This is a genomic window from Microseira wollei NIES-4236 (assembly GCF_020521235.1).
Lineage (GTDB): Bacteria > Cyanobacteriota > Cyanobacteriia > Cyanobacteriales > Aerosakkonemataceae > Microseira > Microseira wollei.
Genome location: NZ_BLAY01000215.1, coordinates 1 through 14,799 on the forward strand (window position 1 = coordinate 1; position 14,799 = coordinate 14,799).

The following is a 14,799-nucleotide window of genomic DNA, read 5'->3' on the forward strand; positions in this document are numbered from 1 at the left end:
TTAACGAAGTTGCAGGCGCTGGGATCCTCAAACAAGTTGGCGAGCAAATGGTTGAAGAATTGGCTAGTTCAATAGCTAATTTAATTCGATCTGTTTTTCGAGGCACCGCGACTACTTTGTTTGCTTGGACTTTTAAAAACGTGCGAAAATTAATTCGCAACAATTCAACCTTAATTGGGCAAGTATTTGCCGAGCAAGCTCAACGAGCGGTTCAAGCTTGGGGTACATCTGGAGCCAAACCTTGGAGCTATTAACCTCAAAAATATCTCTTAAGCCTCAACTGATATTTTTGCTAAAAATCAGCCTATTTGCCTTGTTTTTAGGTGCTTGTATTAGTTTCTTAACGCTACAATATTATCTCTCTTCTTCCTTGACGTCCTTTGCGTCTAATTCGCGAAGCGCGAATCGCTTCGCGCTTCGCGGTTCCTTAAATAGATATTCTTCCGGTGGGATGGGAATAACTGGCGAAGCGCGTTCGACCTGTTCTTTCAGCCAAAGATGTTACAACCGATTGTGAGGATAGATACAAACCCTTTGCAATCCAGGTCAGGCAATTGCAAGTTTTTTCGTATTTATCGATACATTAAATTCCCACAAATATAGCATTTCAGCCTATTTTTAAATTAACTCTAGCGGTGGATGGAACCATTGTATTGCTCGCTATTGGAGTTTTCATTGGCAAAAATGGGCTAATTTATGCAACATAATAGTGGATTTTATGAAGATATTGTGTCACAAGATGTGACCGATATGCATCAGAAAGAATTGATTAATAGCGAACATTCAATCCAGGGAATCGCGATTGGGTTGACTATCATTGGGCTATGGGCAGGTAGCCTGATTTTTTTGCTTTCCCTGGATATCTCCAAGCTTCAGATTTTCTGGATAATTCCTGCGAGCGCAACTCAAACCTTCCTCTACACAGGTCTATTCATTACCGCTCACGATGCGATGCACTGTTCGCTTTTTCCTCAAAATCTCAAAATCAATCATTTCATTGGAGCGGTGGCAGTTTATCTTTACGCCCTATTCTCGTATCAAAAACTTTTGAAAAATCATTGGTTACACCATCGCCATCCAACGAGGGAAGTCGCTCCAGACTTTCAGTCTGGTAATTTGTTGTTTTGGGATTTTAAATTTTTAAGCAGATACTTTAGCTATATTCAAATAGCTGGATTATCGAGAATCTTTAACTGGCTGCAACATTTTTCGATTTTCGCCGAACAAAATATGTTTTTATTTTGGGTAATTACATCACTTTTAAGTTCGGTCCAGTTGTTTTACTTCGGGACTTTTCTGCCACACCGGAAGAGGGAGGATATACAAATCCTCACCGTTGCCAGAGTAATTCCCTCTCAACGTTCTGGTCGTTTATTACCTGCTATCATTTTGGCTATCACGAGGAACACCATGAGTATCCTGAGGTTCCCTGGTGGCAATTGCCAATCATCCGTAAGCGGCGGATAGCTGATTTGACTCAGACTTGAGACTTTGTTCGATGATTGTGGCAGCTTTTTTTACTTTGCCAGACTGAGCGATCGCACTCTTAATCTTCTGGGCATTGTGCAAATAAGACTCTTGAGTTAATACCCGCTCAATTGTCTGGCGCAATTGAATTTCACTCAAGCGCGATACGGGAATCACCTCGCCGGTACCCGTCTGGCGAATGCGCGCCGCATTTCCCGGTTGCTCAAACGTAATCGGAATTGCCACCAGGGGGACTCCATGACTGAGGGAATCGAGAACCGTGTTTAGTCCGGCGTGGGTAATCGTTAAACTCGCTCTTGAGATTACTTCGAGTTGGGGAGCATATTCAACCACCAGGGGATTTCCGGGAAGTTCTGCCACACCTGCTGCATCCATCCCGCCTCCGTGGGTAATTACCAGTTGCACGTCCAATCCAAAGCATGCCGCCGCAATGCAGCGAAAAACATCGCGTTTGGTGTTTTGCACGCTGCCTAGGGCAGCATAGATCAAAGGTTGTCCGGTTAGTTGGTCAAACGGGAAAGAAACGGATTTGCCAGAAGCATTCCGTAGCGGTCCAACGTAATGCAAGTGCTTGGGTAAATCAGGGATGGGAAAATCAAAAGCCGCTACCTGCTGACTTATGTGGGCAAGTCGGGCATTAGAAGCGTAGATGTGATGGTAGGGAGGCAACTTCCACTTTTGCCGATACTCGTTATTGACACTCCCCCGTCTAAAGAGCGGGGGATTCTGTACTCAACGTCAGAACTTGCTCAACCAGGGTTGCCCCAAGAAGAGTAGAGGTTCCAACTCCGGAGCGCGTTACTTCGGGGCTGCCCGCCCCTAGCTTGCTCCAGCAAGATTTAAAATATTAATTGCCGCATTTTCGTCTCTATTCAACTTGCATCCACACTTACAAATATGGGTGCGAACTGATAGAGATTTTTTGACGTTCGCGCCACAATTACTGCACCGTTGGCTGGTGTATTGTGGGTTAACTGCGACAGCAACACGTTCAAATTTGCCAGCAAAATATTCAAGACACCGTCTAAATTGCGTCCAACTAGCATCGTTAATTGACTTAGCCAAACAGTGGTTCTTGACCATATTGCGAACAACTAAATCTTCATAGGCTACTAAGTCGTTAGACCTGCATACGTTTCTCGCCAGTCTCTTGGCGTGTTCGTTCCGTTGCCTACTTACTTTTAGATGTTTCTTGGCAAATCTTTTTCGTGCCTTGCGGCGTCCGTTCTTACCTTTTTCCCTCTTATAGATCCGGCGTTGGGCTTGCTTAATTTTAGTTTCGGCTTTCCTTAAAAATCGCGGGTTTTCCTGCTGGTGTCCGTTGGAATCGGTATAGAAATACTCCAGTCCTACATCTAGGCCGATGATATTTCCCGTTGGTTCTAGCTGCTCTTTTACCTCAACATTGATGACGAACTGGCAATAAAATCCATCGGCGCGACGCACCAATCTTACCCGCTTAACTGACTTAATTGGGTAAGTATGAATATCCCAAGACCCAAGTAACTTTAGCTCGCCAATCCCTTTCTTGTCAGTAAAGGTTATGCGCCGAAGGGTAGGATGTAACTTCCAGCCTGATGTTTTGTACTCAACCCTTGCATTGTCTTTTTGGAAACGGGGGTAACCTTTTTTGCCTGGTTTTTTGGATTTGCAGTTATCGTAAAATCTGGAAATTGCAGACCATCCACGTTCCGCAGATGACTGAACTGCCATTGAGTTTAGGTCAAGAACAAAAGAGAATTCGTTGCGTAGTTCTGTGGAATACTTGTTTAAGGCAAAGCCATTGATTTTTGCTTCTTTGGGCGCATCCATCCAGTAACGAATACACTTATTTCTAACGAACTGGACAGTGCGTATAGCTTCCTCAATCGCTTGATACTGATTTGGCTTACCTTTGACTTTGTACTCTAGAACCAGCATTTCTGAGTCCCTTTTGTCTCGACCTGTGTTTAGGCTACAGTCTTTGCATACAGGTGTCAAGGACATTATGAAATTCAATTCGCAAGATTATCGTCATGAAAGCAACGCGGTATCGCTACTCAATTACCACTTTGTTTGGATTCCAAAACGCAGAAAGGCTGTGCTAGTTGGAGATGTAGGTAGACGCTTGACTGACATTATTTACGAGGTCGCCAATGAAAATCGTTGGCAGGTTATAGCCTTGGAGGTAATGCCTGACCACGTTCATTTGTTTCTCAATGTCAAGCCTACGGATGCACCAGCAGATATTATGAGAAAAATTAAGGGGCGTGCGTCCCACCACATGAGGAAAGAGTTTCCAGAATTGCTCAAATTACCAACCCTATGGACTCCTAGCTACTTTGTCTCGACCGCTGGCAATGTCTGTACGGAGACTGTGAAGCGATACATTGAACAACAAAAAGGTTAGCGAGACTAAAGTCTCGCGCGGTCACCCCGGTTTAAAAAACGCGGGGTTTTCGCGTTACATTCTATAACTTGCAAAATCGGCTGACAACCCCGATCTAGCAGGTAGTATGCTGCTTGATTCCGCAGCCTCGCCCACAGGGTATCCTGGTAATTCCAGGGTGTGAAGAACGGCGGCACATCTGGGCGACGATGAATAACCTGCCCCGAAGAAATGCAGATAAACGGCAATCCCAACCCTTCCGCAACGGTTTCACCGACAATTTCCAGCTGATCGACTAACAACGCTTCGATGCCGATATCTGCGATCGCTGTTGGCGCATCCCGACAAATCGTTTCTGCCATTTCCTGCTGACAGAATTTCACCGAATACTGCAACGCTTTCAACTCGCTAAATTTCGCCAGTTCGATCAAGGTTTGCGCCATCGTTCCCGGTTGATAGGTAGATTCCCCAATCGGATAGAAATTCAACCCTTCGGATCGCACCTTTAATTCCAGATCGGGAATTTGCAGAAATGTAACTTGATGCCCGCAAGATTGTAATTCCCGTCCGAGTGCAGACAACGGATTCAAATGCCCTGGATAGGGAGGACAGATAATACCAAAATGAGTCATTTTTTTAAGGTTAGCCAAATTAATTTTGAGATTGTGTCCGCTGGCATCGCCATCCCACGGCGGGGCGGGTTTATAAATACAATTCGTTTAAAATCAAACGCTTTGGGTAAAACCCGCCCCTACAATTAACCATACGAACACCAAGCACCGCCACCCTGAAGGGTGCGGCGTGACAAACCAAGTCCGCCTGCGCGGACTAAAAGCCTGCGTAGGCAGGCTTGGTTTGTCACGCCCTACCCTTCAGGGTAGGAGAAGAGCAATTTGTTGGATAATTATGCTTCTGACTGGTTAGCTTCAGCTTTGTCATTCACTCGTGGATTGGTGGGGGAACTTTGGCGAATTTCCATCAGTTCTTGGCAATCGACAAACCCGGATTCGGGTTGTGGATCTTGCGGTTCGATATCTTGATTACCGCTAGTATTAGTGGTGGATTGTGGCTCTTGGGAATTGGTGCGATCGCTCATGATAATTTCTCGCTCTTTAACTGTTGCTTCTGAATTCATCCTAGATAGCAAGACGATTTTTTACTTCTAACCAATGAGGTGTGATATCGCCAGTACTTCTCTATCCAATGAATGAGTCTCTTTAAATCCCAGAGTTATGGTAAATACAAGCACCAGTGATACCAAATCCACAAGGATAGCCCCCTTGATTCTCTCTCTTCTTCTTGGCGTTCTTGGCGTCTTGGCGGTTCGTTTAAAAACAGAGTTGTGGGTATGAGCGAGTATAGCGGGGGTAATTCACGCAGATGGAAATTGCTCGATGCGCGCGTTAGCTTGCACTGTAGCCTTACCTGCTTCAATATCAATCTGTTGGATGTGAAACCTTGTGCCGCGATTGGTGAGATCGCCCAAGCTCAAGATGTGCGCCACTTGTGCGATCGCAGCGGGTGCAAGCTCTTCGGGTGCTTCCTTACCCTCGAAGCGGCATCGTTCAAGAACAACCCCATTGCCGTCTGGCTCAATTCGGGGTTTAGTGTAAGTGGCTACCTGATTTTCTCCAGCTATGAAATAAAATGCGATCGCACCATCTGCCCTTAACTGACACTCGATCTGCTCCTGGGAAGGTGATAATTCAGCAAGTAGCGAACTCGTCAACTGTTCTTGAGTCACCACCATTCGCAACCAACCTTCTGAGGGATGCAGCATTTCAATCTTGCGCCGGATGGCATTTTGGATGTTGACAGCAACAGAACCGATATTCAACTCGAATTGTGCAACTCGCAGGTGGCGTCGCACCAGAAAACCGGACATCTCAATTGCGATCGCCTCCTTTTCGCCACGTGCCAATTGCTTCAGCTTGGCTTTGATCCGGACTTGGATACTTTCTGCGTCTAACAACCTCGACAATACGATCTCAATCAATTTGTTGACTGTCTGTTCCCCAAAATTGCCTTTGTCTTGCGTCACGCTAATTTCTGTTCCGGCGCTGATTTTCGCCTTCATGTTAGGTAATTTGCATCATTTCTCAACCTCTCCAAAGTTGGATTTTCTCAGGATAATTTCTCAAAGCTAACTGTTACAAGCTCGCTTGCTCAGTCGTATTTTCCCCATGCTTGCCAATTGTTGCGCTCGCTACAATTAAGTAGGTAGGTATAAATAAACTGAACACCCGACGGGCGAGACGCCCATCCCACAAGAGAGTTGAAAGCTTTGTGGGGTGGGCATCCTGCCTGCCCTATCTTTATATAACTATTTTCACTTTATTTACCTGCACCTACTTATCTACTTCTTCTTCTCTCTTCCTTCGCGTCCTAATTCGCTACCCTTGAATCGCTCTTGCGCATCCGCGCCGCTGCGCGAACGCTAACGCGTCTAAGCGCTGGCGCGCACGCTTCGCGAACGCGGTTCATTCTATAAAAATTCTTCCTAAGGATTACAATAAGAACACCGTGCTGGATCTGCGGTTTCTCTCCCTTCTGGAAATAATTTTTCTTCGGCCAAACCGCATTTTTTGCATTGATAAATAACAGCCAGCGTCATTTCAGTAGGAAAACTACAAACAGCGCAAGGCAATCCTATTTTCCTGTCAACTAAATCAAAACCAGGCCAAGAACACTGGGGACAAAGTTGGTTAACTTTCCCAATCAAATCGAGGGTAGCTTTTTCGATATTTTTCATCCGAGTCGGATTGTAATGCGCGCGCATATCTGTCTCAATCTGCACGCTACCATCCCGCGACTGACTCAATCCCAAGGTTACAGCTTCAATTAACTGTTCGTCGCTGACAATTCCTTTAATAATTTGAGGTTGATTTTCCGCTGGTTTATTAACCATCACAACGAGTCCATGTTCCGGAAAGCCTACTTGTTTGGCAAATGCATAGGCTTGAGCGATATTCTGAACGGTTTTACTATTAAAATTAGTTTCTAAACAAGCTGACTGACCGATAATTTCTATTTCGTGCTTTTTATCTATAAAAATTACAATTTCGCGATTTAAAGAAAGTCCGGGAAGTTGCGGATGGGGGCCAAAAGTACCCTCGCTGGCGAATGCGATCGCTTCCCCCGTCACTTCAATTGCCGCAATAGCTTTAAATCTCGCGGCTTCTACTTGACTTCCGGCGCGTTTTATGTCTCTAGTAAAAGTCCCGAATCTATCCGTATCAAAATTTTCTGGTACTAAAACAGTAATTCCTAATTCCCGCGACAAAATCGGAGCCATCACCCGTTGTTTTTGGTGCATGGTCGCCAGGACTCCCACGCGGTTGCTGAATAATTCTGCAATGATTTTGTGTGGCATCTCAACTGATTTTAGATTTGAGATTTCAGATTTTAGATGGAAAACATTTTAAATGTAGGGTGCGTTAACGAAGTGTAACGCACCGCAACCACCGTGTAATTACTGGTTCAATTTAAACAGGACTTACGCAATAACACTAAATAACGCAAGTTGCTAGTTATAAACTTTGGCGTTGCCAGCTTGCTAATTGCTAATTGCTAATCTTGGATTTTTACCAATCTCGCCATTAGCCATTAGCCGCTCCCAGAGAGATAACTAGCAACTTGAGTTAAATATGGTATCATGGTGCGTTACGCTATCGCTAACACACCCTACGTTTAGATTTTTTGCGTAAGTTCTGTTTAAATGGAAAATTGCAGATTTCAATTTGAAATCTGCAATCTTAAATCTGCAATCTCAAATTCCTTTAGTCGTCGCTGTGAGCGAAACGGTGGTAGAGGAAGTCTAAAGCCTGGTTACGCAGCTTATAGTAAGTTGGATCTTCCATGATCCGAGCCCGATCGCGCGGACGCGAGAAGGGAATCTCCATAATTTCCCCAATTTTAGCCGCAGGGCCGTTGGTCATCATCACCAACTTATCTGCTAAGAATAGCGCCTCGTCGATGTCGTGAGTAATCATCAACACGGTGCATTTTTGCTCTGCCCAGATTTTGAGCAATTCTTCCTGCAATTCTTCTTTAGTAATCGCGTCCAACGCACCAAAAGGTTCGTCGAGAATCAACACTTGAGGGCGAATTGACAAAGCACGAGCAATCGAAACCCGCTGTCTCATACCCCCAGACATTTGCGGTGGCTTTTTCTCAGCGGCATCTTCCAATCCCACCATTTTGAGATTTTTCCGCACAATGTCTCTTTTTTCGGCTTCCGACTTATTCGGATGAACCGCATTAACCGCTAAATAAATATTTTCAAAAGCAGTCCGCCAAGGCAATAGGGCATAGTTTTGGAACACCACCATCCGGTCGGGTCCAGGTTGGGTAATCTGCTTTCCTTGCAGTCGCACTTCACCTTCAGTCGGGAAAGCGAAACCCGATACCATGTTCAACAGCGTGGATTTGCCACAACCAGAGTGACCGATGACGCAGATAAACTCGCCTTCATCTACCCTTAAGTTAACGCCATCGAGAACCGTGAAAGGGCCATTCTTAGTTGGATAAACTTTGCTGACATTTTCAATCGACAGGAAAGCCTCGCGCCTGCTGGTAGCTGGTGCTGAACGACGGGTTGTGTAGCTGGTTTTGCTATCGGTATAGCTTAGAGGGCGGTTAACCATTGGTCTAGTTAATTTAGTGAGATGGACAGAGTTTAGTTTGTCTTTGTGTAGAGGCGGGTTTCACCAACTATCTATGCAATCATCGACAGTTTATCTAAACCCGCCCTTTGTCAGTTGACTAAGCAGCAGTAGGTCGGAAATCGATCGCAATTTCTGCAATGCTGAAATCGCGTTTGATCTCTAGACTGTTGAGATAGGCAATCGGGTCTTCGGTATTAAAGGTAGAGCCATCGAACAGTTTAATTTTGCCTTGATTGTAACTAATATCAACCAGACCTAATTCTCGTGCTGCGATGCTGAATGCGCGGACGCGAGAAACCCGTTCTAGAATTTCCACCCAGTTCCTGGGGAACGGCGTGTGATCCCAACGTGCCAGCTGGGTCATGTGCCAAAGTTGCTCGGTACGGCTAGGACGGTTAACGCCTTCGCCATAGAATAGGTGATGCCCGTATTCGCGCATCGGGATATCCAAGCTACAGCTAGCGCTTTCAGGAGTGCCTAAGTGGATGTAAGAAACATCGGTACTTAAATATTCCCGGTCGGCGAGAATCTTGCACACCTCTTGTTCGTGTGCCGGATCGGCGCAATAGCGACAAGCTTCCAACAACGCTTTGATTAAGGCGACGTGGGTGTTGGGATAAGCATCTGCCCACTCTTCCCGCACGCCGAGGACTTTTCCTGGGTGTCCGGGCCAAATTTCCAAGTCGGTGGCGACGGTGAATCCGACTCCATCCATTGCGGCGCGGGTGTTCCAGGGTTCGCCGACGCAGAAACCGTCGATCGTTCCCCCTTGCAAGTCCACCACCATCTGGGCGGGCGGGATATTTTTCAATTGCACGTCCTGGTCGGGGTCGATGCCGCCAGTAGCCAGCCAGTAGCGCAGCAGCAGGTTATGCATCGAGGAGGGATGCACGACTCCCATTCTGTGCTGACTCGCTGGAAATTCCAGCAACATCCGCTTGAATTCTTTGAGCGAGTATATCCCTTGGTCGTAGAAGCGCTTGCACAAGGTAATCCCGTTGCCGTTGCGCGACATCGTCAGGGAAGTTACCGTTGGCGTGGGGCGATTGTCGTTACCGCCCAAGGTTAACCACAAAGGCATTCCCGATGGCATTTGGGCTGCATCTAAATATCCTCCCGAGATGCCGTCCACGATACCGCGCCAGCTGGTTTCGCGCACCAGACTGACTTCATCTAGACCGTGTTTGGCAAAGAAGCCTTTTTCTTTAGCAATAGCGACGGGGGCGCAAGCGGTTAGGGGAACGAAACCAATCGACAGGTTGACTTTTTCTAAACCGTGACGCGCCACAACTGCTGTTTTTTGCGCCCGGATCTTTTTGATCCGTTTTTGTTGGTTGAGGAAGTAAATCATTTCGCTGCGCAAACTGTAGTAGCTGGGGTGTTCTACTACTTCCATCCGCTTGCGGGGACGGGGAATGTCTACATCCAGAATTTGACCAATTTTAGATCCTGGGCCGTTGGTGAGCATGACAATTTTGTCAGATAGCAGCACCGCTTCGTCCACGTCGTGAGTCACCATAACGCCGGTGACTTCGTTTTCTTCGCAGATTTGCATCAATTGCTCTTGCAGATTACCCCGCGTTAGGGCGTCCAACGCACCGAAGGGTTCGTCCAGTAGCAGGAGTTTGGGGCGAATGGCTAGGGCGCGCGCGATCGCTACCCGTTGTTTCTGTCCCCCCGATAGCATAGTGGGGGATTTATCAGCGTGGGGACGCAACCCCACCATATCAATATGCCGTTCTACAATATCCCGACGCTGGTCAACGGACATCCCAGTCATCACCGAGTCCACAGCGAGGGCAATGTTTTCCCGGACTGTACGCCAAGGCAATAACGAATAGTTTTGGAATACTACCATCCGGTCTGGTCCCGGTCTGGTAATCCTTTGCCCTTCCAAGGTCACGACGCCTTCGCTGGGCAAATCCAGACCGGCAATCATGTTTAATAAAGTGGATTTCCCGCAACCGGAGTGACCGATTAAGGAGACAAATTCCCCTTTTTTAATCTGGAGGTCAATTCCCTTGAGCGCGATGTACTGACCTCCACCGGATAGGTCAAATACTTTATCGATTTGGTCTACAGCTACAAAAACAGACATGGCGTTTGGTAATTGGTAATTGGTGATTGGTAATTGGTGATTGCTAATTGCTAATTGCTAATTGCTAATTGCGTACTTCGCTGCCATTAGCCATTAGCTCTTGGCTAATTGCTAATTGCTAACTGCCTACTTCGCTGCCCTTAGCCATTAGCTCTTGGCTAATTGCTAATTGCTAACTGCCTACTTCGCTGCCCTTAGCCATTAGCCATTAGCCTTTTACTTGCTAATTGCTAATTGCGTAATTCGCTGCCATTAACCATTAGCCATTAGCCATTAGCGATTGGTGATGGCTACTTGCTAATTGCTAATTGCGTAATTCTTTGCTGCCATTAACCAGCCATTAGCCATTAGCGATTGGTGATGGCTAATTGCTAATTGCTAATTGCGTAATTCGCTGCCATTAACCATTAGCCATTAGCCATTAGCCATTGACTATTGTTGGATAATCTTCGATTCCAGCCACACCATGAACTTGTCTAGAATCAAACCTATTCCGCCGATATAAACTAGAGCCACAATTACTTCTGTTACTGCGTTATTTTGGTAAGCGTTCCAGATGAAGAATCCAATTCCAACAATACCTGACATGACGATTTCTGCCGCGATAATTGCCAACCAAGCTAACCCAATTGCAATTCTCAATCCAGTAAAAATGTAAGGCAGTGCAGCGGGAATCAGAATGTTGAAGAAGTATTCTTTTTTAGTTAGTTGGAGAACCTTGGCGACGTTGTTGTAGTCTTGGGGAATGTTCTTCACGCCCACTGCCGTATTGATTAAGATAGGCCAGATTGCGGTAATAAAAATCACGAACAGAGCGGCTGGTTCGTTTTGACGTAAAGCTGCCAGCGAGATCGGCACCCAAGCTAGAGGGGGTACGGTTCTCAGCAACTGGAAGATTGGGTCTAAAGCTTTATTCATCATTTTATTAGTCCCAATCAAAATGCCCAAGCCAATGCCGACAATGGCAGCTAAAGTGTAGCTAATTGCCACCCGTTGTAAGCTGGCGAGGATTTGCCAAAACAATCCTTTATCTGTACCGCCTCTGTCCAAGAAAGGATAGAAAATATAATCCCGCGTATCTTTATCTGCGAAAATTTGTACCGGGCCGGGTAAGGTTGCACCCGGAAGCCAAGCAAATAGCTGCCACACAAATAGAAAAGCAGCGATCGCTATAATCGGCGGAATCAAATCGGGTAACTGTTTTTGCAGCTGCGATACAAAGTCATTCCGGTTAGCACCGCGTCTTTGAACTGTAGTCATTGAGATCGTTCTCCTCTAAACAGGTTAATTGGTGATTGCTAATTGCTAATTGCTAATTGCTAATTGCTAATTGCTAATTGCTTTTTTCTATTAGCCATTAGCCATTAGCCTCGTGACCACGGCTCTGCCTGGGAACGCCATTAGCTAAACTTGCACTTTCTTGATTTTCAAGCTCTTGAGGTAAGCCGTGGGGTCGGCTGGATCGAAGCTGATGCCATCAAAAAACTTCTCTACACCACGGGAGTCGCTGGTAGGAATATCCGCAGCCGCAATTCCTGCTTCTTTCGCTGCTTCTACCCACAGATCTCCCCGGTTGACTTTATCGATTATTGTCTTAGCATTCGTCAAAGTATCTGGTGGCAAAAAGCCCCAGCGAACGCTTTCGGTCATGAACCAAAGGTCGTGACTCTTGTAAGGATAGGACACGCTGCCTCGGGCGTCTTTCCAGTAGTAGGTCGCCATTTTTTTATCGTCAATCTTGCGACCATCGCCCATCTCGTATATGCCTTGGAACGGATTTATCAACACGTCTACTGGCACGCCGAAGTAATTCCGACCGGCGAGAATTTGTGACATTTCTTGGCGGTTATTAAAATCGTCGCACCACTGTTGGGCTTCCATTAAACCTTTGAGGATTGCTTTGGTAGCTTTGGGATGTTTATCCACCCAATCTGCACGAATGGCTAAATATTCTTCGGGGTGGTCGGGCCAAATTTCTGCGGTCAAAGCTGCCATGTAACCGATGCCGTCTTTGACAATCCGATAGGGCCAGGGGTCGCCGGTACTGAAGGCATCCATCGTTCCCGTCTTCATGTTTGCCACAGTTTGGGCGGCGGGTACGGTTAGCAGTTTCACATCCGCATCGGGGTCAATTCCGCCTGCGGCGAACCAGTAGCGAATCCAGAAATCTTGGTTAACTCCAGGGAATGTATAGGCGGCGGTGAATTGGGCGTTGGTGGATTTAAGCTGAGCGAAGAGCGCTTTTGTCCCGTCGAGTTTCAGTCCAATTTTACCTTTGTGTTTGGATGCGACTGCTATCCCATTTCCTTGGGTATTCAACTGCGCCAACACATACATGGGAATTTTGGCCTTGCCTTTGGTAATCTTGCCTTCAGAAATTAGGTAAGGCATCGGCATCTGCCACTGTCCGCCATCGACGCCACCCCCCGCCGCGCCAATTTCTACGTTGTCTCTAGCAGAACCCCAGTTGGCTTGCTTAGATACGTCTACTTCCGTCATGCCATACTTGGCAAAGAAGCCTTTTTCTTTAGCAATAATTAGAGGCGCTGCTTCTACAATCGGGATGTAACCCAACTTGACTTTAGGCGTTTCTGGTGCATCTGCCGGGTTAATATTGGCAGCCGGAACAACAGCAGGGCTGGTCGTTGTTGGCACCGTACCCGTACCGGCGTTATCTGTAGGAGGATTTCCCAAACAGCCCTTGAGTAATACAGAACCTACAGCGGATGCTCCAGCAGTGACAAGAAATTTACGCCGAGAAACTTGACTGGAAAACTGACTCATAACCTCTCCTTACCTCTTACCTCTTCTCTCTTTTGATTGGGGAACTCGATTTATAGAACCTCTATCCTGGAAAGACGCTTAGGGCGTGAATTAGCTTTAGCGCTATCTGTAGGTAGTTATCTTCGGAATTGCAACTGCAAATCGCTATCCGCGCCAACCAAGTTAATACAAAAACCTCATGTAAGGTCTGTATTTAACGCTTGGTTAGTATGAGCCAGCCGCAAAACCTGCTATAGGTTGGCGGCTATTATTTGGCAATGGCGATCGCTAATGCAGTTGCATTAACCGCTTTTGGTTAGTGAAGTCCGTTACAGCCGTAGCGACTGCATTCGTTAAATGTAAATTTAGCACCTAAAGGAGGTTAGTGGTTCAATCGTTGAACCAAATTATAAAAGAAAAATTAAATGATTACGATAAGTATTTTTTACTATCGTCTACCTGTTTTATGTTTCGCATAGATTTCAATCTATGGATTGGGTTGATTGAACAATAGCAGAAACCAGAGGCAACGGCTGGCAAAGCCATATTTACCTCAGACGAGGGATAGCGCTGTTTTCGATTCAAACGAGAATTTGACCCTATTGTCAGCGATGTTTTTACGGAGAATTAGCCGTACATTGCTACTCGATGTCCAAGGAAAATACTCGATAGGCGCACAATTAATTTGCGATCGCATCTACCAAAAGAGATAGGTTGATAGATCTCTTATCCCCGAAACCGGGTTTGGACTAACTTGACTGGTTGCAGGGCTTATTGCCAAAGGATTTCTTAGTCATACTGAACCTTTGGGATCGCCCGCCCTCTCACCCGACTCGCTCAGTATTATTACCGATTTACCCATTCTTTATAAATGAGCATTCTTACCTAATTTGGCTAAAAACTAATAATTTCTAGTTGACTTTGGTAAAAGTTTAGCTTATAGAAAAAATTATAGCGGGTTGCACTCGGATGAGGTAGACGAGGGAGATGATGGAGGTGATGGAGGTGATGGAGATGATGGAGATAAAGAAGTAGAAGTAATTACTTCCCCATCTTCCAAATCTTCAAGAGTCTTCCCCATCTGCAAAAGTCTTCCTTTTGCTGTACCTCACAAAGATGGCAATCCGCTGTATTAGCGGTTGCGGGGGGTAGGGACAAGGCATCAGTAAGTTTTGTCGCATTGCTCAAAGTTTTTCGGATGCCGTGTCCCTACAATGTTTTGTTGCACCCATATGGAAAACCGCTGTAAATCAGCCTCCCGATCTCTTCAGAGGCTCTTGCCTCTAGATTTGCGTTACCAGGCGGGAGCCTTTGCGTTACCAGGCGGGAGCCTTTGCGTTACCAGGCGGGAGCCTTTGCGTTACCAGGCGGGAGCCTTTGCGTTACCAGGCGGGAGCCTTTGCGTTACCAGGCGG

Annotated in this window: 12 protein-coding genes and 2 pseudogenes; 4 read left to right on the forward strand and 10 right to left on the reverse strand. The window is 46.3% G+C overall.

All coding sequences use genetic code 11. The features are described from left to right. Together MiSe_RS42010 and MiSe_RS53305 are read left to right on the forward strand one after the other, a co-directional pair. Positions 1-254: pseudogene (locus tag MiSe_RS42010) on the forward strand (hypothetical protein); the annotation flags it as partial. A 987-nt stretch (positions 255-1,241) separates the two neighbouring features. Further along, positions 1,242-1,487: a fatty acid desaturase gene (locus MiSe_RS53305; protein WP_226592039.1), complete on the forward strand. Its 246-nt coding sequence runs from the start codon at positions 1,242-1,244 to the stop codon at positions 1,485-1,487. Here the strand turns inward: MiSe_RS53305 and MiSe_RS42020 are convergent. Together MiSe_RS42020 and MiSe_RS42025 are read right to left on the reverse strand one after the other, a co-directional pair. Next, entirely contained in the window at positions 1,447-2,157 is a 711-nt protein-coding gene (locus MiSe_RS42020) for a glycosyltransferase (RefSeq protein ID WP_226592041.1), read from the reverse strand. The two genes, MiSe_RS53305 and MiSe_RS42020, sit on opposite strands and share 41 nt — an antisense overlap. 40 nt (positions 2,158-2,197) lie before the next feature. Next, a pseudogene (locus tag MiSe_RS42025) lies at positions 2,198-3,408 on the reverse strand (RNA-guided endonuclease InsQ/TnpB family protein). A gap of 67 nt (positions 3,409-3,475) precedes the next feature. Here MiSe_RS42025 and tnpA point away from each other — a divergent pair. Beyond that, complete coding sequence (gene tnpA / locus MiSe_RS42030; protein ID WP_226592046.1) at positions 3,476-3,877, forward strand: IS200/IS605 family transposase; 402 nt, start codon at positions 3,476-3,478, stop codon at positions 3,875-3,877. Between the two features lie 5 nt (positions 3,878-3,882). Here the strand turns inward: tnpA and MiSe_RS42035 are convergent, their stop codons facing one another. The 8 genes from MiSe_RS42035 to MiSe_RS42070 all read right to left on the reverse strand — a co-directional run bounded on the left by MiSe_RS42035 (position 3,883) and on the right by MiSe_RS42070 (position 13,405). Next, a complete protein-coding gene (locus MiSe_RS42035; RefSeq protein WP_226592048.1) occupies positions 3,883-4,488 on the reverse strand; it encodes a glycosyltransferase in 606 nt (201 codons plus the stop codon). A gap of 272 nt (positions 4,489-4,760) precedes the next feature. After that, complete coding sequence (locus tag MiSe_RS42040) at positions 4,761-4,991, reverse strand: hypothetical protein (protein WP_226592050.1); 231 nt, start codon at positions 4,989-4,991, stop codon at positions 4,761-4,763. A gap of 237 nt (positions 4,992-5,228) precedes the next feature. Beyond that, the gene (locus tag MiSe_RS42045; RefSeq protein WP_226592052.1) at positions 5,229-5,933 is read right to left on the reverse strand and encodes an LmeA family phospholipid-binding protein; all 705 of its coding nucleotides are present in this window, start codon (positions 5,931-5,933) and stop codon (positions 5,229-5,231) included. Positions 5,934-6,356: 423 nt separating this feature from the next. Next, positions 6,357-7,229 carry a DUF6671 family protein gene (locus MiSe_RS42050; RefSeq protein ID WP_226592054.1) on the reverse strand — a complete coding sequence of 291 codons (873 nt, stop codon included), beginning with the start codon at positions 7,227-7,229 and terminating at the stop codon, positions 6,357-6,359. A gap of 406 nt (positions 7,230-7,635) precedes the next feature. Beyond that, a complete protein-coding gene (locus MiSe_RS42055; RefSeq protein ID WP_226592056.1) occupies positions 7,636-8,502 on the reverse strand; it encodes a nitrate ABC transporter ATP-binding protein in 867 nt (288 codons plus the stop codon). A gap of 118 nt (positions 8,503-8,620) precedes the next feature. Further along, positions 8,621-10,621: an ABC transporter ATP-binding/substrate-binding protein gene (locus MiSe_RS42060; RefSeq protein ID WP_226592058.1), complete on the reverse strand. Its 2,001-nt coding sequence runs from the start codon at positions 10,619-10,621 to the stop codon at positions 8,621-8,623. A 432-nt stretch (positions 10,622-11,053) separates the two neighbouring features. Then, entirely contained in the window at positions 11,054-11,881 is an 828-nt protein-coding gene (gene ntrB / locus MiSe_RS42065) for a nitrate ABC transporter permease (RefSeq protein ID WP_226592060.1), read from the reverse strand. A 144-nt stretch (positions 11,882-12,025) separates the two neighbouring features. After that, the gene (locus MiSe_RS42070; protein ID WP_226592062.1) at positions 12,026-13,405 is read right to left on the reverse strand and encodes a CmpA/NrtA family ABC transporter substrate-binding protein; all 1,380 of its coding nucleotides are present in this window, start codon (positions 13,403-13,405) and stop codon (positions 12,026-12,028) included. A 938-nt stretch (positions 13,406-14,343) separates the two neighbouring features. Here MiSe_RS42070 and MiSe_RS42075 point away from each other — a divergent pair. Further along, positions 14,344-14,520, forward strand: coding sequence for a hypothetical protein (locus MiSe_RS42075; protein WP_226592064.1), 177 nt, complete (start codon positions 14,344-14,346; stop codon positions 14,518-14,520). Positions 14,521-14,799: the final 279 nt, after the last annotated feature.

Excerpts from the sequence above, each read along its gene's own strand:
- tnpA (WP_226592046.1), top strand. The coding sequence starts at position 3,476 with ATGAAATTCAATTCGCAAGATTATCGTCATGAAAGCAACGCGGTATCG.
- MiSe_RS42035 (WP_226592048.1), bottom strand. The coding sequence starts at position 4,488 with ATGACTCATTTTGGTATTATCTGTCCTCCCTATCCAGGGCATTTGAAT.
- MiSe_RS42040 (WP_226592050.1), bottom strand. The coding sequence starts at position 4,991 with ATGAATTCAGAAGCAACAGTTAAAGAGCGAGAAATTATCATGAGCGAT.
- MiSe_RS42045 (WP_226592052.1), bottom strand. The coding sequence starts at position 5,933 with ATGAAGGCGAAAATCAGCGCCGGAACAGAAATTAGCGTGACGCAAGAC.
- MiSe_RS42050 (WP_226592054.1), bottom strand. The coding sequence starts at position 7,229 with ATGCCACACAAAATCATTGCAGAATTATTCAGCAACCGCGTGGGAGTC.
- MiSe_RS42055 (WP_226592056.1), bottom strand. The coding sequence starts at position 8,502 with ATGGTTAACCGCCCTCTAAGCTATACCGATAGCAAAACCAGCTACACA.
- MiSe_RS42060 (WP_226592058.1), bottom strand. The coding sequence starts at position 10,621 with ATGTCTGTTTTTGTAGCTGTAGACCAAATCGATAAAGTATTTGACCTA.
- ntrB (WP_226592060.1), bottom strand. The coding sequence starts at position 11,881 with ATGACTACAGTTCAAAGACGCGGTGCTAACCGGAATGACTTTGTATCG.
- MiSe_RS42070 (WP_226592062.1), bottom strand. The coding sequence starts at position 13,405 with ATGAGTCAGTTTTCCAGTCAAGTTTCTCGGCGTAAATTTCTTGTCACT.